Below are 24,628 nucleotides of genomic sequence, written 5' to 3'. Positions count from 1 at the left end.
GACCGGATCTGTCGATAAGTTATTGAATTTCGATAATTTTAGATGGAGAAGGCCTCTTTTTCTAGTGCTCCGCGGCCTCTGCCGTCGGAGACTCTGCAGTGCTCAGATGTCCCTATCCGGGGGTGCGATGGAGTAATCCAACGTACTAAGACCCGGTGACACCGGACGGTTGGCTGGTAGCCTAGACTGGCCACAGTCTCAGGGAAGGCGGGTATGGTGAACATATAGTGAACTACCGTAAGGTCCGTCATGTCGAAACGGCCAAATAAGGCTGATAGGCCGTGACCAAAAGGTATGTGGGGCAAGGGTAGTAGGTGAGTAGCTTCTGCCCAGCACTTGTAGCCCCCACCGGACTACGGGTGGCACCTAACCTCGTCGTGTTCTGGAGAGAGAGGAACCGGGTAAGCCCCACGGACCCCGCGCAAGCGGTAGCCCGACCGCAAGGAAGGGGGATGGCCTAGGGGGTAAAAGATGTCAGAGAAAGCGAATGCCTCCTATTAATAGGGAGGATAGGTCCCCTTGCGGGAAGTGGCCGGTCCCAAAGGACGCAGACTTCTGACTGGTGTCAACGGAAGCAAAACTAACGCGATGGCAGAACGGACTAAGACGTTAGACGGCAATGCCGAACGGATAGCCCGACGACCTATTAACACTTGGAACCAGATCAATTGGGCCAGTGTTGATATGGAAGTACGCCGGATGCAAGAGCGTATCTTCCGGGCTGCAAAGAACAGTGAGCACGCGAAGGTCAAAAACCTCCAAAAGCTCATGATGCGATCCTTCCATGTGAAAGCTGCGGCGGTCCGTCAGGTCACGCAACACAACTCGGGTAAACACACCGCAGGTGTGGATGGCTACGTCTGTTCCACAGATGCCGAGCGCATGGACCTCTTGAAGAACGGTCTGAGTTTCGACGGGTACCGAGCCTCACCGGTGCGACGGGTCTACATACCCAAAAGCAACGGCAAGCTACGGCCGCTCGGAATACCAACGGTGAAGGACCGGGTGATGCAGGCGATTGTCAAATTCGCTCTGGAACCAGAATGGGAGAGCCGTTTCGAGGCGAACTCATATGGTTTCAGGCGGGGACGGTCGGCCCATGATGCGGTCAAAGCTATCTGGCTAGCCGCAAATAAAACTGGCGCAAGTCAGTGGGTGTTGGATGCCGACATCAGTGCGTGCTTCGACATGATCGATCACGATGCACTGATAGAGCTCCTCCCTGAACACTTCCATGACATCGTTCTCCGGTGGCTCAAAGCCGGGGTGGTGGAACTCGGGGCGAGAAAGGACAGCGAATCGGGAACGCCGCAAGGAGGGATCATCTCTCCCTTGCTGGCAAACATTGCGCTCAACGGGATGGAACGGCTCTTCGGGGCTGAATACCCTAGCGGTAAACCAAAACCTCCCAGAAAGCGAAGTGGTCCCAATCGCGGTATTAATCTCATCCGATACGCCGACGACTTTGTCGTGTTTTGCCCTTCGCAGGAAGTAGCGGAACAGTACGTCCTCCCAAAGCTGGGGGAATTTCTAGCCAAAAGAGGACTGGAACTGAGCGAAGCGAAGACCAAGCTGGTCCATATCAGCGAGGGCTTTAATTTCCTCGGCTTCAACATCAGAACGATGTCCGGCAAGGTGCTAGTGAAACCTCAGAAGGAAAAGGTCTCGGATCATCTGAGACAGATTTCCACCTACCTGAGAAGCAATCGGCAGCTCCGGACAGTATCGATGGTCACGAACCTCAACCTCGTTATACGGGGTTGGTCTCTTTACTATCGCTACGTCGTCGCCAAACGCACGTTTGCAACAGTCGACAACGCTCTATGGCCCATGATCTATAAATGGGCCAAGCGCCGACACCCTCAAAAGCCGCACAAGTGGGTGGCACGGCACTATTTCAAAAATGGTGTTGGTTCCCGCCAATGGCAGCTTAATGACGGAAAACGCGGGCTGCTCAAGCACGACTTCTTCAAGATTCTCCGCTGGGTAAAAGTGAAAGGTCGAGCCTCCCCCTTCGACCCAGACCTCAGGGTATACTGGGAGCTGCGTCGCAAGGAGAAGCACCTCCGAAGTCGCATTACTGCGTAGCCAGATGCTTGAGCCGTGTGTGGGGAAACTCGCTTGCACGGTTCTTAGAGGGGGGTGCCACCGTGAGGTGGTGCCCCCACTCGATGAAAAACGGTTTTTCTATGAATATGTAAGTGATTGTGCTGACGGTCGCGATCAGATCGCTTGCCTCGACCCGGAAACCGGCCCGATAGCACTCTGCATCGTCAAATCAAATGCAGGCCCCAAGGCGACCTCGAAAACAGCAAGGGCATGAATGTCGTCTACTGGTCGAACGCGACGCATGCCTTCATGCTGATCGGGCATGCGGCGGCGGATCGGATGACGGCGATTGCCGACGAGGTACGGGAGAGGGTGACAGTCTGACCGCTGCTCTGGCTTTCGTTGCCTTCGTGTACGGCTGATTAGCTTCAGCGATCGTCGTCGCTATTCAATCATCAGGCCACGCAAGTATTGGCCGTAATCGCCTTTGCCCGCTTTGGCGGCAATCTGGGCGAAGTGCTCCTTCGTGATGAAACCTTTGGCCAGCGCAATTTCCTCCGGGCAAGCGATTTTGAAGCCCTGCCGTTTTTCAAGCGTGCGAACGAACTCGCCGGCCTCGAGCAGGCTTTCGGGCGTGCCTGTATCGAGCCAGGCATATCCCCGCCCCATCATCGAGACCCGCAGCTTCCCCCGCTCCAGATATGTCTTGTTGACATCGGTGATCTCGTATTCGCCGCGCGCCGATGGCTTTAGATTGGCTGCGATATCAACGACGTCGGCATCGTAAAAATAAAGGCCGGTAACAGCCCAGTGCGATTTCGGCTTCGCCGGCTTTTCTTCAATCGAAATTGCAGTCATATCGCTGCCGAATTCGACGACGCCGTAACGTTCAGGATCGTGCACGTGATAGGCAAATACCGTCGCACCGTCATCCTTGGACACACCCTCTTCGAGGAGTTCCGGAAGGCCGTGTCCGAAGTAGATATTGTCTCCGAGGATAAGACAGGATGGTCCGCCCGCCACGAAGTCTGCACCGATAATATAGGCTTGGGCCAGTCCATCGGGGCTCGGCTGGACAGCATAGCTCAGAGACATACCCCAATCGCTGCCATCACCCAGCAACCGCTGGAAAAGCGGCATATCGTGCGGGGTGGAGATGATCAGAACCTCCCTGATGCCGGCCAGCATCAAGGTGGTCAGCGGGTAGTAGATCATCGGCTTGTCGTAGATCGGAAGCAACTGCTTCGAGACCGAATGAGTCATCGGGTGCAGGCGGGTACCGCTGCCCCCCGCAAGCACAATACCTTTCATACGGCCTCCTTCGGCTCTTCCAAGAGCTTTATCACAGCAGCTCGCGTTGATACCTGCCACTCCGGCATGCTAACGCCATAGAGGCGCTTCAACTTATCGCAGCATAATCGGGAATTGGCGGGCCGTTTCGCGGCTGTCGGGTAGTCGGCGGTCGCAATGTCCCTGACAGTGACACGCCTGCCGGTCTTTTCCTCGAGAATGGATAATATATATCGAGCAAACTCGGCCCAGTTCGTTTCGCCGCTGCCGGCCAAATGAAAAACGCCGCGCAAGTCCGGGCTGGAATCCTTTGCTAGCCTGTCTGCTATTTTGACGATAGCCTCGGCGATGTCGTTGGCGGAGGTTGGGCAACCCAGTTGATCGCTGACAACGCTCAACTCTTCCCGCGTCTCAGCAAGCCTGAGCATGGTTTTCACAAAGTTATGGCCAAACGTTGAATAGGCCCAGGCTGTCCGCAGGATGACATGGTTTTCATTGGCTGCGGCGACCGCATATTCGCCCTCGAGCTTCGATCTGCCATAGACGGATACCGGTCCGACCGGGTCGCTCTCGACATAGCGTTCGGGCTTGTCTCCGTCGAACACATAATCGGTAGAGAGATGGATGACGGGAAGGGATAGCTCGGCAGCTGCGGCAGCGATGGCTCTTGCGCCGTCTCGATTGGTGGCGAAAGCCGCCGCCTCATCGCTTTCGGCTTTGTCAACGGCAGTGTAGGCGGCCGACGAGACGACGATGTCGGGTTTGAGCTTCGCAATGGTTTCACGCACCATCGAAGGCTTGAGCAAATCCAGCTCGGGCCTTCCGATGGCGATGACCTCGATACCTCCGGCGTTCAGCGCTTGCAACGCAGACGTGACCTGGCCGCTCTTGCCTGTTACCGCGATGCGCATCTCATACCTTTTTCAACACGCCAAGGCGTTCGCCGGAATACACACGCTCACGCAACGGCTGCCACCACCATGCATTTTCCAGATACCAATCGACGGTTTTGCGGATACCGCTGTCGAAATTCTCCAGTGCTTTCCAGCCGAGTTCGGTCTCGAGCTTGGTCGCATCGATAGCGTAGCGAGCATCGTGGCCCGGCCGATCGGTAACGTAGCGTATAAGATGGCTATGCGGCGCGGTTCCGGGTCGGACTTCGTCCATGATCGCGCAGATGCGCTCGACAACCTCGATGTTTCGCCGCTCATTGCGCCCGCCGACATTGTATTTCTCGCCGGGACGGCCTCGTTGCACGATCAGCCAGAGCGCTCGTGCGTGATCGTCGACATAGAGCCAATCGCGGATGTTCGAGCCGCTTCCATAGACGGGCAACGGCTTCCGTTCCAGCGCGTTCAATATGATGAGAGGGACGAGCTTTTCCGGGAAATGAAAAGGACCGTAATTGTTCGAACAGTTGGAAATGATCACAGGCAGGCCGTAAGTCCTATCCCATGCCGTCGCGAGGTGATCGCTTGCTGCCTTGGACGCGGAGTAGGGAGAGGACGGATCGTAAGGTGTCGTCTCGGAAAACAGCCCGTCTTCGCCGAGGGAACCATAGACCTCGTCGGTAGACACGTGCAGCATCTTGAATGCCGCCTTTTCGTCCGCCGGAAGACCTTGCCAATATTGCCGCGCGGCCTCCAGCATGCTGAAGGTGCCGTTTATATTCGTTTCGATAAAATCTGCGGCCCCGGTGATCGAGCGGTCGACGTGGCTTTCCGCCGCCAGATGCATGACGTAATCGGGGCGAAACTCCTCGAAAGCGCTGCTGACAGCGCTTCTGTCGCAAATGTCGGCTTTGAGAAACCTGTAGTTTGGAGCATTCTCGATTGCCTTCAGTGAGGCGAGATTGCCGGCATAGGTCAGCTTGTCGATATTGAGGACGTCGGCGCCGATCTCGCTGACGAGATAGCGCACCAATGCCGAACCGATGAAGCCAGCGCCACCTGTTACAAGAACACGCATGAGGCCCTCCGTTTTACGAAAATTGAAAATATGCGGGGAGTTCGGAAAGCCGCGGCTGTTTGTTGTCCTTATCAGAAAGAACGTAGGCATCCATCTGCGGCCACTCGATCCCGATCTCGGCGTCGTTCCACCGTACGCCACGGTCATGCTCCGCGCTGTAGGGAGTTGTGACTTTGTAGCTTATGATCGTATCAGGCTGCAAAGTTACGAACCCATGCGCAAATCCGGCTGGCACCCAAAGTTGTGAGCCATTCTCCGGGGACAGTTCTGCGGAGACCCACTTCCCATATGTCGGAGAGCCATGTCTGATATCGACGGCCACATCCAGGAGTGCGCCACGGAGACAGCGCACAAGTTTGCCTTGCGCAAAGGGAGACAACTGAAAATGTAGTCCCCGGACGGTTCCCGGCTGTGCTGAAAGGGACTCATTCTCCTGTACGAAAGATACGTCGGCCACGTTGCTGCGGAACCAGGAATCCTTGAAGATTTCGCTGAAATAGCCCCTCAAGTCACCGAACCTGGCGGGAGTGATCTTTTTAACGTCCCCGATCTCCAGTTGTTGTACATTCAACGCATACATCCTTGCATTAGGCTCGATCGCTGGATTGTGACAGCCGCGAACGCCGGCCAATATAGCCAATTGTGCTGCTGAGCACATACCTTGGCGAGGCCTGGACGGCAAGATGAGAATCCAGTTCTGCCGCCGGATGCGTGAAACGTCGGAGCAAACGATTGAAGCCAAGGTAAAGTGTTGGCTTCTGGCGTAAAATTGCGGATCCATGCCGGTCAAAAAGCCTTCATGCACAGTTAATGTCGAGCATCTGGTGTCTCATGACGGGCTGCCTTCAATCGGGACGCGTGGGAGGCCCATGTGCCGGGCGCCTCTCGCAAGGCGCATTGGAGTGGCATAACGGCTGCAGCCAAAGAGAATTCACACCCGACATCCTTGGAATTTCAGTTGGCGCTTGGCAGAGATGACGATCATGCTTTATGGCGCACGCTGACACAGGCATTTGCCGCATGGGGTTGCGGTATGTTGTGATGAAACAACGGATCGACAAATCGCCAGGAGCCGCGTTGTGCGAACTGGATCGGAGGGGGTGGCTAAGGTTATGGATCCTTCTGGCTGTCACATCGCGGGTCGTGCCAATGCTAGCGAGCGCGCCGCCGCCCGTTGAAAATTCGGAGATGTTCGGTTGATAGAGATTCTTTGCGCGACCTATAATGGTATGTGCCATCTTCGGGAGCAGATTGCCTCCATTGAGGCGCAGACGCTCACGGACTGGCATGTCACGTTTTTCGACGACGGCTCGACGGATGGTACCGTAGAAATGCTGGCAGCTCTGGCCGTAAATGATGCTCGTTTCAGCTTGATACAGAATCCCGTCAATCTCGGCTTTTGCGGTAACTTCCTCAACAACCTTTCGAAGCTCAAAAACGCTGACGCTTATGCGTTTTGCGACCAGGATGACATTTGGTATCAGGACAAACTCGAACGTGCGTTTGACTGGCTCTCGCGGATCGACCCTGGCGCACCGGGAGTTTATTTCGCTCGGACTGAAATTGTCGACGAACAACTCAATCATGCAGGAATGTCGCCAGATTTCAAACTCGAACCAAGTTTTCGCAACGCCTTGGTCCAGAGCATCGGTGGAGGCAACACCGTGATGTTCAACCAGGCGGCACGGGATCTTGTGGTCAGCACATTGCCGAAAACACGGCTCATTTCCCATGACTGGTGGTTCTATATTGTCGTGGCAGGCTGCGGCGGGGTGGTCAGATACGATTCGGAACCGGTGTTGAAATACCGCCAGCACGCCGCCAACCTGGTCGGCGCCAATAACAGCATCTCAATGCAAGTCGCCAGATTGTGGATGGCCTTCCGGGGGCAGTGGCGTGCGTGGAACACTGTCCACGAGCTCGCAATCGAGACTTTCGAGGATCGCCTTACTCCCGAAAATCGTGCCGCGTTCCATGCCTTTCAGCGGGCTCGCCATGGCGGCTGGCCTTTTGAGAGATTGTCCGTGCTCAAGCGAACCGGGATAAAGCGCCAAAGCGCGCTCCAAACCAGATTTCTTCCCGTTCTCGCTCTACTGAACAGGCTGTAGGCGCTGCGCTCCTATCGGCGGTTTGGAAGGAAGCGGGCCTCTCGATGCGGATCTGTAGACTATAAGAAATTCGGCTCAGGCACGCCAATTGGCTATGCAACGTTAACGCGATTCCCGGCGGCCACAATCGGATCGACCGCCCATTACTCAGACGGCAGTCGTCTGCTCGAGAAACTCCGTAGCCGGCAGCGACGGGTCAGGGGTAATGCGGTCCCTCTGCCCATGGAAGCGCAATGCGCGGAGGGAATGCTGGTCGGCAATCTGTGGCCTTATCGGAAAGGTTCGGACTGTAGAACGGGTCGTCGGCGATTTTCGCGCCCCACCGTTCCCGCATAGCCGCCTTGTCGAGCTCCAGCCTGGCCCGGCGGGTACCGCCATCGTCGCGACCGCGTGAAGCAGACTCCAAATGATATAGATGTGCGTGTGGAGTATAGATAACCCTAAGCCCGGCGCTGCGAACACGCAAGCAGAAGTCTACATCGTTATATGCAACGGGGAAGCGCTGTTCATCGAGCCCCCCGAGGCGCTCATAAACTTCACGCCGGGTAATGAGGCACGCCGCTGTGACACATGTTACATCTTGCGCCACTATCACCCGGCCATGATAGCCCGCTTGTCCAGCAGGCAGGCCTTTATGGATGTGGGAGGCTACACCGCCAATTCCCAGCACGACGCCGGCATGCTGCACCGTATCGTTGCCGTAGTGTAGCAGTGCTCCGACCGCACCAACATCCCGGCGCACGGCATGGCTTGCCATTTCGCGCAACCAGCCGGGCTCCTTGACCGCGAGGTCGTTGTTGATGAGACCGAACAACGCGCCAGTCGAGGCTGCCGCGCCTAAATTATTGAGCCGTGAGAAGTTGAACGGGCCGTCATCGCGCAACACTCTTACTCGAGGATCATCGGCAAGGCTGTTGAGGTAAGCATGGGTTTCGGCCTCAACGCTACCATTGTCAACGATGAGGATCTCAAGATCGGGCCAGTCGGTGTGTTGGCGTAGGCCCTCGACGCAATTTGAGAGCAATTGGTGACGGTCGCGCGTCGGCACGCAAAGTGATACGCGCGGCGCCGGCGAAGGTGTTGGCCAGACGACGTGGCGCCATCCGGCTTCGCCGTTGTCATTGCTACGAATTTCAAGACCGTGCCTATGCGCGAAGGGGGAGGCTTGAACCGCCTCGGCGAATGCGTTGGGCTCCGCGCGAGGTGCATCGGCCCTTTGATGATAGAGCACGAATGGTAGGTGCTGGATCGGGAGCTCGTCCTGCGCGGCGAGCCACAACCAGGTGGCATAGACTGCGTCCGTTAACGAGGATTTATCCGCGGTCTGCGAGGTTGCAGCCAGAATGGTCTCACGGCTCAGAGCGCAGGACCTGAGGGTATAGGCTTGGGCCAGCACTAGATCGGGGCTCCAGGCACCCTTAAACCACGGATCGGAGCGTCGTCCGGCCGAGTCGATGCGGTCCTCATCAGCATAAAGCGCCTTTGTGTCAGGTCTTTCTGCAAATCCGAGCACGAAGGTCGTCAATGCCGCCGGAGACAACTGATCACCTGCCACCATTGGTACGATGAGCGTCCCCGAGACGGCCTCTAACAATTCCTCAAAGACCGCCCTGTCGGTGCGCTTGGCCGCAAGAACTTTGGCTGGTATTCCGTCCTTTCGGGCCTGGAAGTCCGCAGGCGGATCGACGAGGATTACCTCCCACAGATTATAGGTTTGCTCACCGATGGAACGGAGGCTCAGCTCGATGTGCTCGGGGGTCGTGCCGTTTGCGTCAATTAGGACTGTTATCAGTGGGTGCTCGGCAAGCTTCTGCTGCAGGACAATAAGGCGGCGGCGCTCGGGCTGACCGATTGTCGCGTAGTGGCTCACCCAGTCTGCATATGTCAACTTGCCTATGGCAGGTGCATGGACAGGGATGTTCGCGCCACCGCCTAGTCGCCTGCGCAGAGCCGCTGCGAGGCGCTGAGGTAGAGTTAGCATGTCGTTAATCTCCATCATGCCTTTTGCCCTCACCCTTTCCCCTCGCTAGTGCGACCCACGTCTGAAGCGATTCTGTCGAGGATACGGCCAACAGCATCGCCCTCGATTACATGTCGCATACGAAATTCTCTGAGACGAGACTGCAGATCACTTGATGCGGCGCCAACCCCGTCGATGAAGCTCAGCCAGCTACCAGCGCTCGTCAAAATTGGCAACGGTTCATAGACTGGCAACGTCATGCCATAGCCAGCAACGGCGACGGGGTGAACCGCAAGGGCGGCATCGAGCGCTACCGTAGACGGCGTTGTGATCACCGCGTCGACAGAGCCGATAATCGCGCTCGCCGTATAGGCCTCCCAGGGCGGCACTGTGGGATCGGCCAAAACGATGTTGGCAGGCGCATCCACCAGCAGGTGGCTGTTTTTAGCTAGATACCTGCCAGCGTGGTGCGGCTTTAACAGGAATGTCATTGCCGGACGCGCTGCCGCGACCTGGCGGAGGTCTTGGATGAATGCCTCGCGATAGCTATCGGAATAGCGCTCCCAATGCAGGTTCTCAAACACGGCCACCACGGGACCGGCTTGGCGATGAAGAGGCAGCTCCACCCGTGGAGATTGCGGCGGCTTTGGTGTCCCGACGGCGAAACAGCGTGCCCGCATCGTCGGGCTTACCTCTGCGGGTAGCTTTTCGACCGGACCCCAGGTCAGGATGGTCGAGGAGGCTATCTCGATGGGGCCGTCGTGATCGGGGTAGGGCTCGAAATAGGTCAGCCCGACATTCTCCAGCCCGTGCTGCAGCGTGTAAGTCGAAATGGCGCGATTGTTGGCCCGGCGCACCACTGCGTGGGGTACGCGATGGGCGGGATGGTTGGTTTCACACGCGGTGATCACCGCATTTACCCTGGTAAGATCAGGCTCTAGCCCCGAGATAGCGTCCTTCTTTGTTATGACTAGCGGGACCATGGAGCGGCCGAGCAATTCGCGTGAGACACGTGGAGAAACCTTGTCGAGCCAGTCCGTAATTGCGACTGTCACTGCGAAGCGTCGGTCGGTTCGCATGCGCTCCACAATTGGCAGGATCACATCGAGATCCTGGATCAGGTCCATCAGAACCAGGACGTTCACACGCAGGGGCGTCCCTTTCAGACTGGCCTTAGCAGCCTGCTGCAGGGCCTGTTCGACAATGCCGGCCCATTGCTGAGCACTCGTCGCCCGGTCAGTGCGTGACGCGATTTCCCGGCTTGCATCTGTGGTGGGCATAGTCGCGACACTATGTTGCGCTGCTTTCGATGTCTGGCTCGGTTCCTTCTTAGGAGATATCCGGGATGGACTAACTGCAATGGACCTAAATCGCGCTGCAAGCCGTTCTGCCACCGCGCGGGGTACGCGTGTCAGCCACCACGAGAGTGGAATCGAGCGGGCCATATTGAACATGCGCCATGGGGCTGCGAGAGGACTTCGCGGCGACAGCCAGCGCTGTGGCAGAGATGAAAGAAGGTCGCGCACCCTCGCGCGGCGCAGATCGCCTCGGAAAGCGTTTAACAACTGGGCCTGGGGAACGGTATCCTCCGGCGGATCGGCAAGGGCCAGAGTCTGAACGTCAGTAGGTACAAGACTCGCGAGCTCTTCAGCCTCTGCGTGCGATCTCGTTGTCACGATCGTTGCCAGCGCCAAGCAATTGCGTGTGATCGCTGAAATTGCGCTTGACCGGTTCTGGCTGCCAGGTGAGGCCCCTTCAGGCATACTGACGTCGACAATGAGCGCCAAGCCGAGTTCGACCGCTTCGTCGCAGCAATTTAGTTCATCGATGCGAGCGGGATCAATCATGACGAGTGCAGCGTAGCGCTTCAGCCGGGTTCGTGACGGTGGAGTTAAAAGGAGGTCAACTCGATAACCAGCCGCCTGCCATACTGAGGCGGGCCAGAGTGCTCGACGCAGGACGCGCACGCTTCCCTTTTCGATACCACGCGCTAAAACAGCGATGCGCAATTGCCGAGATACACCATTCACCGTCTTCTCTGCGACCCCATTTTTCCATCGTTTCGGCCACATGGATACTCCCCGAGGTTGCGGCCTCACTTGCCGTTGATGCTACACTGGGTAACTTGCTAAGTCGTAGACGGCTTCGTGCCACGTTCTCCGAGCTTGCGAGCGGGAACACCGGCGAAAATGGCCCGCTCAGGCACATTCTGTGTGACGACAGCCCCTGCACCGATAACCGCACCGGTCCCAATCGTCACACCGTCGAGAATTCGAGCTCCAGCACCGATCCAAACATCATCTCCGATCGTGATGCCGAGCTTGGTCAATCCCTGATTTGTTATGGGAGTATCGGGGTCGTCGAAGACATGGTTTGCCGGAATTATCACGGTATGTGTGGCGATGCGCACATAGTTCCCAATTCGCAGACCACCATGACCGTATAATACGCAGAATGGGTTGACGCTGCAGAACTCGCCAATCTCAATGTCGCCTCCATGTGCGAGGATCATCGCGAAAGAGGCGATTGTGGTCTTACGCCCTATTGAAACACTACCGCCGCCCGCGTCAATGACAGCGCGCTCGTCAATGCGAGCGGTTGGATCAACAATTAAGCTCTGCGACATGCGGTCTTGCTTCCTCCGCTACAGCTTCTCGATGTAGCACTTGGTGTGGTTGGTACCCTCTGGCCCGAACCGCAGATGTAGGAGAGTTTCTGGTTTGTCCTCTAGAAATTTATCGATAGCGCTTTTGGCCATCGGAAAATCGCGAGAGTGATAGTCGTCGAAGAAAATAATGCCGCCAGCATTCATCTTAGGGTAGAAGTATTCTAGGCACTCGATGTGCGGCGCATACAGATCGCAGTCGATATTGACAAAGTCGTAACGGGTCTCAGGAAGTGTCGGCAAGGTGTCGACGAAAAAGCCTCGAATCAACTTGGCACGGTCAGCGAAACCGGCAGATGTGACGAGTTCATTGACGGCCTCGAACGAGGTATCGTCAAATAGTACTTTGTTTCGGTATGGTGCATTTTCAGGCGCCACCTTGAGGTCCTCTTCGACCAGCGATGGTAGGCCTGCAAAGCTATCGAGCCCAATGAAGTTGACCGGCACGCGCAGATCTCGCGCGATCCGCAGACACGCCACCAGCGAGTGCCCACGGTAGACGCCGCATTCTGCAGCTTGCATTGGTTTCCCGACACCAACTGATCGGACCAGATTTCGCAATATGCCCGAACGTGAGCGGTTGTCCCAAGCCAGCACAGCCTTTTCAAAGACCTGAAGCAGAGGGACTTTCTCCGCATAGTATAGGTCGTAAGGGCGATTGTGGGGAAGTTCCTGCCGTACGCTGTATACTGCCGGCCGTTTTTGGGGCCGTTGAGCAGTCGTTGTCGTTGTCATCGAATTGCTACCTCAGGAGCGCTGTCATTGAGCGATGGAGTGGCCGTAGTCAGTGTTGCGCTAAGATCAACTAGCCCGGAGTTCGTCCCTTTACCAACAATATCGAAACGAGCGATGTTGTGGTGGGTGCCGAGGGTTAGTGTCACATCGCCCACCTGCTCAGCCACGCGGGCACTGATAAAATAAGCTCCAGCAAGCAGGATGTTCTTAAACTCGAACACAAGCGACGTTCGGTCGCCGGTCGACATTGGTTTCAGTTGAGTTGTGTCATGCTCGCTGTCGTAGCTGCAAATCACTATCCCTTCCTGATTGCGTATGCCGAAGCTAACCACCGGATTTGGGACAGTGGCCTCTGAGAGGAGGTCACAGGTCAAACTGCCGCGTTTCACGCCGTCTCGGCCTGTTACCTCGTTGAAGCGTACATTTTCAAGCCGCAGCTTCGGTGCCACGAGGTCAGAGCCGCCACCGCTCGGGAGCGACTTCTTGCCGGCTGCGAGGTTCTCGCGAATATCCTTGTACACGTTGAGGCCATCCAGGGGAGGCCCATCAAACACCTTGCGTCCCTTCTCGATAACAATCGTGCGCGTGCAGAAGTTAGCGACTAGGTTAGGGCTGTGGCTGACGAGCAGGAATGTCTGGCCGTTGCGCTGCATTTGCTGGATGCGGTCGTAACACCTGACGCGGAAGTTGGCGTCACCAACCGCCAACGTCTCGTCGATGATGACAATGTCGGCGTCCACATGGATCGCACAAGCAAAGCCGAGGCGCGCCATCATGCCCGACGAGTACGTTCTGAGTGGCATGTCGAAATAATCATCAAGCTCGGCAAAAGCGATTATGGCGCCCATGCGTGCCGCGGTCTCGGCGCTGCTGAGACCCATCAGGCTGCAGAACAGTTCGGCATTCTGGCGTCCGGTGAATTGTGGATTGAAGCCGGCTCCCACAGCGAGCAGAACAGCGATAGTGCCGTGGCGGGTGATGGAACTACCTGAAGATGGCTCAATAACGTTGCCGAGAATGCCAAGGAGCGTCGTCTTGCCAGCACCGTTGCGGCCCATAATGCCCAGCGTTTCACCCCGCCGAACCTCGATGTCGATATTGTCCAACACCACATGGTGCGGCTTGTCTGGTGTCCAGCCAAACACTGCCTCGAAGAATCGCTCGCGCGGCGACAGCGACATGGAGTATGACTTGGAGACACCGCGGGCCTCCAGAAGCAGATCAGACGACATCGACGATCGGTCCCTTCAGTCGCGAGTATAGCCAAATTCCCACCCCAAAAAGTGCCAGAGAAGAAACAAGCACGACGACGTAAGACAAAGGTGATGGTGCCAACCCGAAAACGAAGGAATTGCGGACGGCCTCGACCAGAATAGTCAGCGGATTGGCCCACAGATAACCAACGAAACGCTCCGGTACAGTGGTCAGCGGATAGGTAATCGGCGAGGTGTAGAACAACACTCGCAAGAGGATACGTGAGAGCTCGTCGAGATCTTTGAAAAACGGACCGAGCAACGATAGAAAGAGCGAAATCGCAATAGCTGCGACCATCACCAAAAGCAGCGCCTGCGGAATCGCAGCCAGCGACTTCACCGTAATAAGCCCGGCGATAAGGGCCATTGCAGCCAGCACCAAGAAATTCACGGTCGAGCTGACAGCAACTCTCATGATCATCGAGAGCCAAAGCACCCATATAGGAACTGCTGCTCGCCTCACATATTCTCTTTTTTGCCTGAAAGTCGACAGCGAGGACATGATTACGTCGTTGAGCAGAAGATAAGTCGCCAGCCCAGCAAATAGCGGCACGAGGTAAGGTACCTCTGCTCCCGTTGCAGGGTCCAGCCATTTGAGGCGCAAGAAGTATGCGAACACAAGCCAATAGATCCCCGCGAAGCTCACGGGGGTGATGATAAGCCAGAAAGGACCGCCGATGGAATTACCATAACGAGCGGCGATATCGCGATATGCGAGATCCCACGCCAGTCGGGCGTTGCGTGTTATCCCGCGGATTGTTTGTCTCATTGCTCGGACGACCTCTCATCGCCTGAATCTACGCTGTGCACCAGTTGCACGCACCCTTCGCTCTCGTTGTCAGCGATCGCTGTCGCTACGGGTTGCGTATATGAGGATTCGTGGGCCGTTACGTTGTATCTCGAAATTGGCTACATCAATCGAGTCGAAGCCAGCCTCACTTAACAGCGCGAGCAAGTCGTCCTTAAACATCCATTTGGCGTGATCGAGCATACCAGCGAAGGGCGCATTACGGCCGGCCTCTCGATAATGATGATATCGGTATGTCCGTCCACCGGCCTCATAGGTCAGGCTCTGGGCATCTTCCGGCGCGATCTGTGTATCGAGCATGATTCCTTTGCGCACGTGCGGCAAAAGCGTCTTCAGATGTCCTACTGGATCTGTCAGATGATAGAGTACGCCCACGTGGTGCAATACATCGCAATTAAGCGACACGCCAACTGGCAAATTCCCCTCCGCATCCCAGCGGAATATGTGGGCAGACGTGCCGTACATGGCACAGCGCACGATCGTTTTGACGACGTTCTCGATCCGACTGTCGCAGGCCAGTACGTGCTTGGCATGCATCGCCAGCGCGGCCGTGTGAATGCCCTCGAAGCAGCCGATCTCAAAGACGGTGAGATCGCGCAGCGGAATGCGCCGATCAAGCTCGACGATGCGGGGATCGGGCATTGCCTGCGGCAAGTTGCGCTTCGTGGCGGAGTGAGCGACACCGAACTTGCGCCCCTTGCGATCCAACACAAAAGCAGCCCATGGCAGCAACTTGTTCAGTCGCTCTAGCTCGTCGTCAGGAAGATTGTCGATACCGGGTATCTCAACATTTCCTAATGTATGCGCGGTTGTCTCGGCGTTCGGCGGGGCGGCGAGCGCCGGCGCCGCGTCCTCGGAATACGCTCCGCTCCCGCGTTTCACAGAAGCACCGCTGAAAGAACTCAAAATTTTCTTCAAGACATCCATTTCCATTTTCCTTCGAACGCTCTCTATCTCATGAGGTCCCGTTACTCAAGTCAGTATCCGGCTTAGGCCAGGTTCGATCGGGCTCCAGCAATATGATGCAGTGGGTACAAATCCACGACAGTCAAATCGGCTCGGTGGACGAAAGGTTGAATATCTTGCTTACGACACCAAAGCCGCCTAGAAAAAAGCAGGCCCCCGCGCGAGGCATTAATTTCAGGTCGAAATTGGAGACAGGCATGACGAGCGAGAATGACAACGATACAGCGTACATATTTGTAGGCGCGGACCGATCACAGCTTCTCGCTGTCCCTGTTCTGGAGCATTCGATCAGGCGCCACACCAGCATGAACATCAAGTTGCGATCGATGGACGATGTGGTGCTGCCCGACCCCAAGGACATACGGCAAGGAAAGCGCACCGGTTTCTCGTTCGCCCGCTTCGCGATCCCGCAGTTGATGGGATATAAGGGCCGCGCCATTTACCTTGACGCTGACATGCTGGTGTTTCGTGACTTTCGCGAGCTATGGAATCTACCGTTCAATTCCGCCAAGATAATCATTCAGGAGGAATTGCCTGATGAGGCGCAGAAGCAATCCAAGCCGGGCGCGCTCAAGAAGCGCGTTAAGCAATGCTCGGTGATGCTGCTCGATTGCGAGGCCCTTTCTGATTGGGATCCGGTCAAGATCATCGCTGGTCTTGATGGGCAGTACACCTATCAGGACCTGCTCTACGACATGTGCATTCTGGATGAGTCAGAGATTAACTACGGAGTGCCGTTCGAATGGAACAGCCTTGAGCATTACGATGCCAACAAGACCGGACTGATCCATTGGACAGACATGAACACGCAGCCTTGGGTCTACGTCAATAACCCGACCGGTTACCTCTTCTTGGAGGAAGTTCGGATAATGCTTGAGAACGGCTCAATGACGCTAAGCCAGATCGAGGATGAGGTTAACCTCGGCTATGTCCGTCCGTCGATAATCCAAGAAATCAAGGACGCTGGAGCAGGGCCGGTGCGGCGGATAACGCCGGAGCAGGTCAAGCGCTATGAAGCAATCGATGCGGCTGCCGGTTTTGTCAAACATAAAGCGGTCTTCGGCGCGGCTCGCGAGCGGGCCGCTGCGGTAAAGGCCTACGAGGCTAAGCTGGCTAAGGAGAAAGGGCCGGCTGCTTCCGTTGCGCATGCGGCAAGCAGTGGCATCCTTGGAGCGTTGGGCGCGTTGAAGCGTCGAATCAGGGGGTGAATGCCATTTTGGCTCGATGCGCTGGACTGCGAACGGCTGTTCAGCGCCTCGCTCTTCGCGCGAGCAGCCCACCAGCACCATTGGTGGCTCTACGAGTCCGCGCGTTCAGTTGAACGTGTAAAGGTCGTTGATGTGCTTGAGTTTATAAATGTTGCTCTGCTCAAAAGAATTCATTTGAGCGTTGCCTACATCGGATGAGCTGCGGGATTGCCTGCAGCGAAACCAGTCTCATTGAGGGCAGGGTGGTGCGGTTCTCTGCTATGGGATCGTTCACACGACATGGACTTTTTGGTAACGGGTAAGGTCCCATTCTACAAGCTGAGTATTTCCTGTGAATCTATTCGATATCGTCAAACGTAATGATCGCTGTGTAGAGGTTCTTAACGGGACCGTTGAGCCATTCCGTTATGATAAACCGCACTGGTACTGCGGAATAGTTCTGCAGCCGGGCGCGCGATTGAGGTTGAAGCGGGCTGACGAGTTCGTTGTAATGGAGACATTTCCGCGCGACCTGGGCTGGAGCCTCGTGGCGAGCCAAGGTGTTTCCTCGCCTATAGAGATTGTGGTTCGTTCCTCCGATGGTCGCCAGTCGGCCTCGGTCGCAACTGTCGATTCAAACGGCTCAATCTTGCTCACGTGGCCGAGCTGGATCGGTTATGTCGGCGGCTATGATCTCGAAATCACCAATTCGAGTAATAAGTCTGTCGAGTTGAGGTCAGGTCCAGTGTTCGACCCGCGTGCTGCCGCACGTGGCTATCTGCAGGGGACCGGAGTTGAAGTCGGCCCCGGCAGCAATCCTTTCGTCAAACCAGGTAGCAATGTCGATGTGCGCTACTTGGAGGCACTACCCATCGACGAATGGCTACGCAATTACGGAAAACATATCGAGGTTACCCCGGAAAAGCAGGAACTGTGGTCTCGCTACATCATAGGTGATGCTCAACGCATCGAATCCTGTGTTGCAGGCAGTCTCGACTTCATTTTTTCAAACCATGTTTTCGAGCACCTTATGAATCCACTTGGGGTATTGGAAAACTGGTCGGGCAAACTCAAGCCGACAGGTGTCGTCGTGGGTGTCGTACCTGATCTGCGCTATTGCTTCGACCTTCGCCAGCCAGCAAGCACGCCGGCCGACTGGCTCTCGGAGTATGAAGCAGGCACCTGGTCGCTGACGCCAGAAAAGTACGAAAAGTGGTGCCACTACACCGCACCTTATAATACTCCTGAGGACCTCGCGGCACGAAATTACTCTATTCACGCTCACTATTACACGCCGAGCGGGTTCCGGCAGCTAGCCCGCATTGCGATCGAGAGGGGATTGTTCTCGCATTTCTTCTTGAGCACTTCTCCAAACAACAAGGACTTCGGTTGGGTATTGTGGCGTGATCCCAAGGCGGGATCCAATTGAGGGTCGCTTTCACCGTTCAGAGGCCGTTATCGGCATGTCTAGTCGTTGCCGAGTCGTTCATCAGGCACGGTTGTAATTCGCAATTACAGGTAAATGACCGGCTTTGTGACATGGCTTTCGTTTCTCGTCTGCAATATTGGGTCTTCCACAATTGTTTGCCTCGACTCACAAAGGCTGTGAGCGCATCAACGCCGTGGTGTAACGCGGCAGTCAATCTGAGCAGTAAGAGCACATAGTCATGGCGCGTTGGATAGAGGCCTCGTATGCTCGTCTGATCTCGATGGCCAAGTTGGGTCAACGATCGTCGGCTCCGGCTGGCCGTTTGCTCGGACCGGCCCATCCCGACAAGGGAAAGCTTCGGTTGCTGGTGATCGCCGACGCCGCTGGGGCAACCCTTCAGATCAATCTTCTTCGTCCTGCCCATGCAGCAATAGCAGCTGGCGACATGCGGATGGTGATCTTGACTGAGGAGGACGAGCGTCTGGCCGTGAAATCGGGCGGGTCGGCACAGCAACTTCTCGCGGACGCCTGGCAGCAGGCGGCGCCACATTTGGTGTTCGTCAGCCGCTATGGCGGCTCGCTGGCCGAGGCGCTTTTGCAAAAGTCCGCCGATAAGGGGATTCCGCTTGTCTATCACATCGATGACAACCTGTTTGAGGTGCCGATAGAGGCGGGCATCGAGAAGGTTAAGAAGTATGGTGCGCCGGCGCGCCAGCAGGCAATTCGAGCCCTGCTCGAAAGAGCGAACACGGTTTACCTCTCGACAGAACGGCTGGGTGAACAATTGCGCAAGCATGCTCAACTCGCCGCCAGTATGTTCGCCGGCGAAATTGCCAGTGCAAGCGATCCGATCTCAGGTGGTGGCCCGGTCGCGCAGAGCAGACCTCGCTTTGGCTACATGGCTTCTTCAAGTCATGCCGCCGATCTCCAGCTTGCCTTGCCTGGCGTCATCGCTGGTCTTACCGCCAACCCGGATCTGCACTTTACCGTCTTCGGCTCATTGCGACCGCCACCAGAGCTGGCCGGGTTTGGTCCACGCGTTGAGCATGTGCCGGCGGTCGGCGATTACGATGGTTTTCTGAGCCAGCTTGCTGCCATGCGTTGGGATTGGGGACTCGCACCGCTCCGGCCTGGCCAGTTCAACGAGGCTAAGACCGATACAAAATGGGTGGAATATTCAGCGGCGGGCATCCCGGCCGTCGTTTCGGACCACGCCATCTATCAGGATTGCAGCCGAAATGGCGCAGCGGTGCGGGTTGGCGATATGCAGTGGGCCGAGGTGCTGCCGCAGGTTCTCGCTGACCGCGCACTGGCAGAACGAACGCTCGCCGCTGCGCGCGAACGGCTGATCAATCATCATGGATTAGGTCACATGGCGATTCAGCTATCGCGTGTTCTTAAACTAGCTGGGCTTCCCTCTGAGCGCGCCGAGACTATTTCTAAAAGTCATTATGCGCCGGAAAGTAAGCCACGGTCTTGAATCTGAAATAACTCGCATGTCGGCTGAATTGGGCCTTTGTAGCGTCAAATTCGCCCTGTCTCATGTCGGCGGAGGTGAGGTTGGTTTCGGCTGAGATGGAATGACATCCCATGCAGCCGCTCCCTGACGTAGCCAAGAAGGTGGCTGCCGCTCAGGAGGCGTGTTGGAATGGGGCCGATTATATCGGCCCAGGCATCAAACGAGAGACAGCCATGGACTACCACGCAGAAATTGATGCGTCCGGGGCAAGTCAAAGCCTTCTTCGGCAACTTTGCGCCATAAATATGCTGCGGAGAAATATCAACGTGCTGGATCAATAAGACCATTTTGGCTCAGGCTCGAAAGCTGTTAAAGCTGTTGCGTGCATACAAGGCCTGTGGTTAATGAATAACGATTTCAACTGCGTAAAGAGATTTTGATGGCAGATCTCCCCCGTCCCCGTGTTGCCTGGGTTAGCACGCAACTCAGCTACTCGGTGGCAAGCACGCGCTATCGCTGTTACTATCCTGCGCTTGCCTTGCTCGAGCTTGAGATCGAAAGTGTATTCTACGGATCCTCGAAGGAAGCAATCCCGCACCTAAAGGAACTCGATGCGATCGTCTTTGTTAAGCATCTTGACAGCGAGAGCCTAAGGTTGGCAGGTCTGGCCAAAGACCAGGGCGTGAAGGTGTTTGTCGATCTATGCGACAACGTCGTTGTAGCGAACTATCCTATGGTGCCTGACTTCCATCCGGCACTCCGTTTGGCCGGCATTGGTGCTTTTGCTGATGCAATCGTCGTCCCCAGTCCGGCGCTTGCTGAGACGTTGAAGCCCCTATTGAGACCTGGCGTGCGCTTCGTCGTCATTGTCGATCAGGTAGAGACGAGGGGAAGCTTCGCTGCGGCAAAGCTACTTCAGGAGGAGCTTGCGCCGTCCGGCGAAGGACCTTTTACCATCACGCAACGCGCCTCGCGGTTTATTTTTCATATGGCACATGATCCTGCGAACGCGATGGTGATCCTCAAACGCAAGATCTCATTGGCGTACAGGCTTATCGGTATGCGCCTTGCCACATTGGGCCGCAGGCCGGCGTCTCACGAAGTTTTAAGTTCTCGTAGTGTCGCCAGCGGTCGATTAGCACCTGCAGGCTTAAATATACCCCAGGTGCCCCCTAAGTCCGTTTTGTGGTTCGGAAATTATGGCGCGCCACATAGCGATTTCGGTATGTTAGCTCTGATGCTTGCAGGGCCGGCTCTTGAGGCGGTTTGTAATGATATTCCGCTGGAGCTAACGGTCATTTCAAATAATGAAGTGCTGTTCGATAGTGCGATTGCCCAAATCGGCGTACCGACACGCTATGTCGATTGGTCCACTGACGCTGTTTTCGAAGAGCTCAAGCGAGCCGATGTGTGCCTACTACCATTCGGCATAGATGCGTTCTCGGCAACGAAGTCTGCGAACCGGGCCGTACTCGCGCTTGAGCAAGGCGTGCCTGTGGTGGCAACCCGTCTCTCTTCGATGGAGCCATTGGAGGGAGCGGTGGCATTCGACGACTGGGAGGCAGGTCTGCGCCGCTTCCTTGGGCCGCTCGGCGCTACCGAACGCTCTGCCGCAATCGCTGCTGCTCGTCCGATTTTGGCAGAGACTTATTCCTCCAAGGTAATCGGCAAGGCCTGGGCCGCTCTCATAGACGATGCGGCGACCCGGCTTCGCCCAGGCTATGTCGAGGCTCCATCCGGAGAGATCGCCGTCTTGCTTGAGGCGCCGGAGAGTTTCGAGCTCCTATTGCCACTGATCGATGAGTTGCGTCGTCGGCGTGACGTGCTTCTTCGTGTCCTAGTGACGCCGTATGCACTGGCCGCTTCGACGCGCGCCATGATCGAGCGACAGATAATCCCATATGCGCTCGAGGCAGAGACGGTTCTTTCCGGGGATGATCGAATCCTGCGTACCGTAGATTGTCTGCTGACGGCGGGCGGTTACCGACGCGATCCGGAAGGCTTGGCGGCCTACGTAGCGAAGATTGCCGTAGCGCGCGGCGTGAGGACATTTGCGCTAGAACTGGGTGTGGACGGCTCTGGCGTCACCGCTCGATCGTTGTCGTCAACGAACGGATCTGCGATGGCGATTAGCGCCCAGACTGCGAGAGGTTTGGTTGAGGAGTTATTCGATGACCCCGCGCAAACCAGAACAATCAAGCGGCATCCGGCAAATCCGGCGTCTGGTTCGGATGGCAATGTTTTGGACGGCAAAGAGATGCCTCTTGCAAACTAATGACCAACTCGGGCTTTGGACAGTCACCATCATCGCCCGATACTTCTCCGCAACAGCCGCACCGAACTCTGGGGTAGGCTAGCATAAACGCCGAGCGCCCATTTCAGAAGGGTAGGGTGGCGACGCCAGAAGTCCGCTAAGGGCCGTACGAATGGGTTGTCGTGCGCCAGACTATCCTCGATCAGCTTCATCAATTCCGGTCGCGATAGAGGCGCGCCACGATGATCAAGGATTGGCGCTACGTTTTCCATGCTGGCCGCGACTAAACCTTCTCGTTCGGCAATGAGCGCAAACAGATGTTCAAAGGCGTGGGCGGCTGTCCCGTCGAGCTGGCCGTTCTCACGAACGAACAGGTCGGTAAAATCGATCTCGACCGCCTTTCTCAACGCGGCGCGGCGAAACCAGAACATCGATCCCGCGGGGAAGCGGCTACCTTTAAGCGCAGATGGATGGATACTGTCCTCCAAAGCTCCACTTTTCTGCGCGTCACGAAAATGCTCTATCCGCCACAGGGTCTTCATCATGACCTTCTCGTTGATCGAAGTGCGGCCATCGAGGGGCAGGAGATGCGCCCGCGCGGCGACCAGACCGATATAAGGTTCGGACTCCAGCAACTTCTGGCCCAACAAGCGTCCGCTATCTTCCGTCTTCAGCAATGAACCGACTAAAAATTGTCGCCAGCCGTCCCCGTCTCGGTGATGAGGCGACCGTTTGGTATGGACCTTCAGGCCGATATCGAAAGGCGGCACGATTTGTTGTTTTAAGGCCGTCAGGAACGGCAGAATATCGCGGCCTCGGTTTTCGACCTCCAGTTCGGTCGCGAAGCGAAGATAGGAAGTTTGGGGACGCGCCACCGGACGGGAGCCGGCGGGCCGAGTGATAACCAGGTCAAAAGGCTGTCGGATGACTGCGTCCAGGTCGTTGGCCATTTCCTCCCAAGTGTCAGGGTAGTAAACATGGGCGAAGATGGTGAAATCTGCGTGGCGGGCTTCGTTCATCTAATTTGCTTCCGCGCTCTTCAAATGCCTTAGTTCATCCCCACTGCGCCTCGCCGATGGCCATTCAACTGTGATGAAAAAATCCATGGAGCGATGCATTCCATTAGCGTCGTGATATTTGGCGTATCGTTGCCGAATTTTGGACACATCCTGCCGTGTAGCAATCTTCCTGGGTCATGCTGATGTGCAACGGCCTCAAAGAAAGCAAGTTCTCTGGGGTGTCAACGGTCCGGCACTAAGGAATGTTGATTCCCACGGAGAAGTTCTCAATAGGAATCAACAATTAGATACCTCCAAGTGGCAGAAAAACAGCGTCTACGGTTATTCCATAGATGCCAACCGAAAGAGTGCGGGGTGGACTTGGAAAGTGAAAAGGTCTAACGCAATTTCATGAACAGAAGAGCGATCAACCTCGTTGAAAACAGCGTGCTCGAATCGGCAAAACGCACGATAGAGACCGAAAGACGCGGTCTTGAAGCGCTTGAGCAGGCCTTTGACAACGGATTGGCCGGTCCATTCACGCGCGCCATCGAAGTGATCGGCGACATCTCCGGCCGCGTCATTGTCACCGGGGTCGGCAAAAGCGGGCATATCGGCGCCAAGCTCGCGGCGACATTCGCTTCAACGGGGACACCCGCGTTTTTCGTGCATGCGGCGGAGGCCACTCACGGCGATCTCGGCATGATCGCGCGCGACGACGTCGTGTTGGCGATTTCCAAAGGCGGCGAGAGCGCCGAACTCAAGAGCATCATTTCCTTCACGCGGCGCTTCTCTATTCCGCTGATCGCGATCACCTGCAGCGACCGTTCCTCGCTTGCAACAGCCGCCGATATCGTCCTTCTCGTGCCGAACGAGCAGGAGGCCTGCCCGAACGGGCTGGCGCCGACGACCTCGACGCTGATGCAGCTTGCGATGGGTGATGCGCTGGCGGTGGCGCTATTGGAAGCACGCGGCTTTACCGCCACGGATTTCCACGTGTTCCATCCTGGCGGCAAGTTAGGCGCGAGCCTGATGCATGTCGCCGATATCATGCATACCGGCGAGCGGCTGCCGCTCGTGGCCAAGGGCACACCGATGCCGGAGGCGATCACGGTGCTGTCGCGCAAGCATTTCGGCTGCGTCGGCGTGCTTGACGAGGATGGACGGCTCTGCGGCATCGTCACTGAAGGCGACATGGCTCGCAACCTGACCCGCAATCTCTCCGAACTTGCCGTCGACGACATCATGACACGGACGCCGAAAACCGTGAAGTCGACGGTGCTGGCGACCGCCGCCCTGGCGCTGCTCAACCAGCATCACATTGGCGCACTGATCGTCACCGATGACGACCGCAGGCCGGTCGGACTGGTGCATTTCCATGACCTGCTGCGGATCGGCGTCGCCTGAGGTCGTGGCATCGTTGCTGCCGGATCTCCGCCGAGTGTTTGCAAATCATAATGCGCATTTGCCGGCTTCGAAGATTGTATCGAAAGACGATG

General features: G+C 56.5%; 19 protein-coding genes and 1 pseudogene. 8 read left to right on the top strand and 12 right to left on the bottom strand.

All coding sequences use genetic code 11. From position 1 onward, the window contains the following. The first annotated feature begins 528 nt into the window (after positions 1-528). Positions 529-2,088 (top strand): group II intron reverse transcriptase/maturase, encoded by a 1,560-nt coding sequence (ltrA, locus tag RCCGE510_RS20660; RefSeq protein ID WP_240539681.1) that lies wholly within the window; start codon positions 529-531, stop codon positions 2,086-2,088. A 124-nt stretch (positions 2,089-2,212) separates the two neighbouring features. Beyond that, a pseudogene (locus RCCGE510_RS33625) lies at positions 2,213-2,433 on the top strand (anti-sigma factor); the annotation flags it as partial. Positions 2,434-2,493: 60 nt separating this feature from the next. Here RCCGE510_RS33625 and rfbA read toward each other — a convergent pair. The 4 genes from rfbA to rfbC are packed head-to-tail and all read right to left on the bottom strand — an operon-like array spanning position 2,494 to position 5,887. Then, positions 2,494-3,360: a glucose-1-phosphate thymidylyltransferase RfbA gene (gene rfbA, locus RCCGE510_RS20655; protein WP_007633157.1), complete on the bottom strand. Its 867-nt coding sequence runs from the start codon at positions 3,358-3,360 to the stop codon at positions 2,494-2,496. Further along, on the bottom strand, positions 3,357-4,250 hold the full coding sequence (gene rfbD, locus RCCGE510_RS20650; protein ID WP_007633156.1) for a dTDP-4-dehydrorhamnose reductase: 894 nt from the start codon (positions 4,248-4,250) through the stop codon (positions 3,357-3,359). The genes rfbA and rfbD overlap by 4 nt, the downstream gene beginning before the upstream one ends. A gap of 1 nt (position 4,251) precedes the next feature. Then, on the bottom strand, positions 4,252-5,307 hold the full coding sequence (rfbB, locus tag RCCGE510_RS20645) for a dTDP-glucose 4,6-dehydratase (RefSeq protein ID WP_007633155.1): 1,056 nt from the start codon (positions 5,305-5,307) through the stop codon (positions 4,252-4,254). A gap of 13 nt (positions 5,308-5,320) precedes the next feature. Continuing rightward, positions 5,321-5,887 (bottom strand): dTDP-4-dehydrorhamnose 3,5-epimerase, encoded by a 567-nt coding sequence (gene rfbC / locus RCCGE510_RS20640; protein WP_007633154.1) that lies wholly within the window; start codon positions 5,885-5,887, stop codon positions 5,321-5,323. A gap of 616 nt (positions 5,888-6,503) precedes the next feature. Between rfbC and RCCGE510_RS20635 the strand changes: the two genes are divergently transcribed. Further along, positions 6,504-7,415 (top strand): glycosyltransferase family 2 protein, encoded by a 912-nt coding sequence (locus RCCGE510_RS20635; RefSeq protein WP_007633152.1) that lies wholly within the window; start codon positions 6,504-6,506, stop codon positions 7,413-7,415. A 196-nt stretch (positions 7,416-7,611) separates the two neighbouring features. On the opposite strand, the gene RCCGE510_RS20630 is transcribed toward RCCGE510_RS20635, so the two are convergent. The 7 genes from RCCGE510_RS20630 to RCCGE510_RS20600 all read right to left on the bottom strand — a co-directional run bounded on the left by RCCGE510_RS20630 (position 7,612) and on the right by RCCGE510_RS20600 (position 15,763). Beyond that, on the bottom strand, positions 7,612-9,414 hold the full coding sequence (locus RCCGE510_RS20630; protein ID WP_007633151.1) for a glycosyltransferase family 2 protein: 1,803 nt from the start codon (positions 9,412-9,414) through the stop codon (positions 7,612-7,614). 11 nt (positions 9,415-9,425) lie between these two features. Further along, positions 9,426-11,447, bottom strand: coding sequence for a hypothetical protein (locus RCCGE510_RS34840; protein WP_157179925.1), 2,022 nt, complete (start codon positions 11,445-11,447; stop codon positions 9,426-9,428). A gap of 56 nt (positions 11,448-11,503) precedes the next feature. After that, a complete protein-coding gene (locus RCCGE510_RS20620; RefSeq protein ID WP_007633149.1) occupies positions 11,504-12,001 on the bottom strand; it encodes an acyltransferase in 498 nt (165 codons plus the stop codon). Positions 12,002-12,019: 18 nt separating this feature from the next. After that, a complete protein-coding gene (locus RCCGE510_RS20615; protein ID WP_240539675.1) occupies positions 12,020-12,775 on the bottom strand; it encodes a TylF/MycF/NovP-related O-methyltransferase in 756 nt (251 codons plus the stop codon). Next, positions 12,772-14,007, bottom strand: coding sequence for an ABC transporter ATP-binding protein (locus tag RCCGE510_RS20610; RefSeq protein ID WP_007633147.1), 1,236 nt, complete (start codon positions 14,005-14,007; stop codon positions 12,772-12,774). The genes RCCGE510_RS20615 and RCCGE510_RS20610 overlap by 4 nt, the downstream gene beginning before the upstream one ends. Then, complete coding sequence (locus RCCGE510_RS20605; protein WP_007633144.1) at positions 13,997-14,797, bottom strand: ABC transporter permease; 801 nt, start codon at positions 14,795-14,797, stop codon at positions 13,997-13,999. The genes RCCGE510_RS20610 and RCCGE510_RS20605 overlap by 11 nt, the downstream gene beginning before the upstream one ends. Positions 14,798-14,866: 69 nt before the next feature. Beyond that, complete coding sequence (locus RCCGE510_RS20600) at positions 14,867-15,763, bottom strand: hypothetical protein (protein ID WP_007633143.1); 897 nt, start codon at positions 15,761-15,763, stop codon at positions 14,867-14,869. 236 nt (positions 15,764-15,999) lie between these two features. Here RCCGE510_RS20600 and RCCGE510_RS20595 point away from each other — a divergent pair, with 236 nt between their 5' ends. The 4 genes from RCCGE510_RS20595 (at position 16,000) to RCCGE510_RS20570 (ending at position 22,152) form a co-directional block, all read left to right on the top strand. After that, entirely contained in the window at positions 16,000-17,010 is a 1,011-nt protein-coding gene (locus tag RCCGE510_RS20595) for a glycosyltransferase (protein WP_037079501.1), read from the top strand. Between the two features lie 490 nt (positions 17,011-17,500). Further along, a complete protein-coding gene (locus RCCGE510_RS20585; RefSeq protein WP_240539674.1) occupies positions 17,501-18,418 on the top strand; it encodes a methyltransferase domain-containing protein in 918 nt (305 codons plus the stop codon). A gap of 367 nt (positions 18,419-18,785) precedes the next feature. Then, positions 18,786-19,898 carry a glycosyltransferase gene (locus RCCGE510_RS20580; protein WP_240539680.1) on the top strand — a complete coding sequence of 371 codons (1,113 nt, stop codon included), beginning with the start codon at positions 18,786-18,788 and terminating at the stop codon, positions 19,896-19,898. A 418-nt stretch (positions 19,899-20,316) separates the two neighbouring features. Next, a complete protein-coding gene (locus RCCGE510_RS20570; RefSeq protein ID WP_007633135.1) occupies positions 20,317-22,152 on the top strand; it encodes a hypothetical protein in 1,836 nt (611 codons plus the stop codon). A 29-nt stretch (positions 22,153-22,181) separates the two neighbouring features. Here RCCGE510_RS20570 and RCCGE510_RS20565 read toward each other — a convergent pair whose 3' ends face one another. After that, complete coding sequence (locus RCCGE510_RS20565; RefSeq protein ID WP_007633134.1) at positions 22,182-23,150, bottom strand: rhamnan synthesis F family protein; 969 nt, start codon at positions 23,148-23,150, stop codon at positions 22,182-22,184. A gap of 390 nt (positions 23,151-23,540) precedes the next feature. Between RCCGE510_RS20565 and RCCGE510_RS20560 the strand changes: the two genes are divergently transcribed. Next, positions 23,541-24,536 (top strand): KpsF/GutQ family sugar-phosphate isomerase, encoded by a 996-nt coding sequence (locus RCCGE510_RS20560; protein ID WP_007633132.1) that lies wholly within the window; start codon positions 23,541-23,543, stop codon positions 24,534-24,536. Positions 24,537-24,628: the final 92 nt, after the last annotated feature.

This window comes from Rhizobium sp. CCGE 510, from assembly GCF_000292525.1.
Classification (GTDB): domain Bacteria; phylum Pseudomonadota; class Alphaproteobacteria; order Rhizobiales; family Rhizobiaceae; genus Rhizobium.
Note: the sequence above shows the minus strand (reverse complement) of the source record. Positions and strands in the feature narration are given on the sequence as shown.

Excerpts from the sequence above, each read along its gene's own strand:
- rfbA (WP_007633157.1), bottom strand. The coding sequence starts at position 3,360 with ATGAAAGGTATTGTGCTTGCGGGGGGCAGCGGTACCCGCCTGCACCCG.
- rfbD (WP_007633156.1), bottom strand. The coding sequence starts at position 4,250 with ATGCGCATCGCGGTAACAGGCAAGAGCGGCCAGGTCACGTCTGCGTTG.
- rfbB (WP_007633155.1), bottom strand. The coding sequence starts at position 5,307 with ATGCGTGTTCTTGTAACAGGTGGCGCTGGCTTCATCGGTTCGGCATTG.
- rfbC (WP_007633154.1), bottom strand. The coding sequence starts at position 5,887 with ATGTATGCGTTGAATGTACAACAACTGGAGATCGGGGACGTTAAAAAG.
- RCCGE510_RS20630 (WP_007633151.1), bottom strand. The coding sequence starts at position 9,414 with ATGATGGAGATTAACGACATGCTAACTCTACCTCAGCGCCTCGCAGCG.
- RCCGE510_RS34840 (WP_157179925.1), bottom strand. The coding sequence starts at position 11,447 with ATGTGGCCGAAACGATGGAAAAATGGGGTCGCAGAGAAGACGGTGAAT.
- RCCGE510_RS20620 (WP_007633149.1), bottom strand. The coding sequence starts at position 12,001 with ATGTCGCAGAGCTTAATTGTTGATCCAACCGCTCGCATTGACGAGCGC.
- RCCGE510_RS20615 (WP_240539675.1), bottom strand. The coding sequence starts at position 12,775 with ATGACAACGACAACGACTGCTCAACGGCCCCAAAAACGGCCGGCAGTA.
- RCCGE510_RS20610 (WP_007633147.1), bottom strand. The coding sequence starts at position 14,007 with ATGTCGTCTGATCTGCTTCTGGAGGCCCGCGGTGTCTCCAAGTCATAC.
- RCCGE510_RS20605 (WP_007633144.1), bottom strand. The coding sequence starts at position 14,797 with ATGAGACAAACAATCCGCGGGATAACACGCAACGCCCGACTGGCGTGG.
- RCCGE510_RS20600 (WP_007633143.1), bottom strand. The coding sequence starts at position 15,763 with ATGGATGTCTTGAAGAAAATTTTGAGTTCTTTCAGCGGTGCTTCTGTG.
- RCCGE510_RS20595 (WP_037079501.1), top strand. The coding sequence starts at position 16,000 with ATGACGAGCGAGAATGACAACGATACAGCGTACATATTTGTAGGCGCG.
- RCCGE510_RS20585 (WP_240539674.1), top strand. The coding sequence starts at position 17,501 with ATGGAGACATTTCCGCGCGACCTGGGCTGGAGCCTCGTGGCGAGCCAA.
- RCCGE510_RS20570 (WP_007633135.1), top strand. The coding sequence starts at position 20,317 with ATGGCAGATCTCCCCCGTCCCCGTGTTGCCTGGGTTAGCACGCAACTC.
- RCCGE510_RS20565 (WP_007633134.1), bottom strand. The coding sequence starts at position 23,150 with ATGAACGAAGCCCGCCACGCAGATTTCACCATCTTCGCCCATGTTTAC.
- RCCGE510_RS20560 (WP_007633132.1), top strand. The coding sequence starts at position 23,541 with ATGAACAGAAGAGCGATCAACCTCGTTGAAAACAGCGTGCTCGAATCG.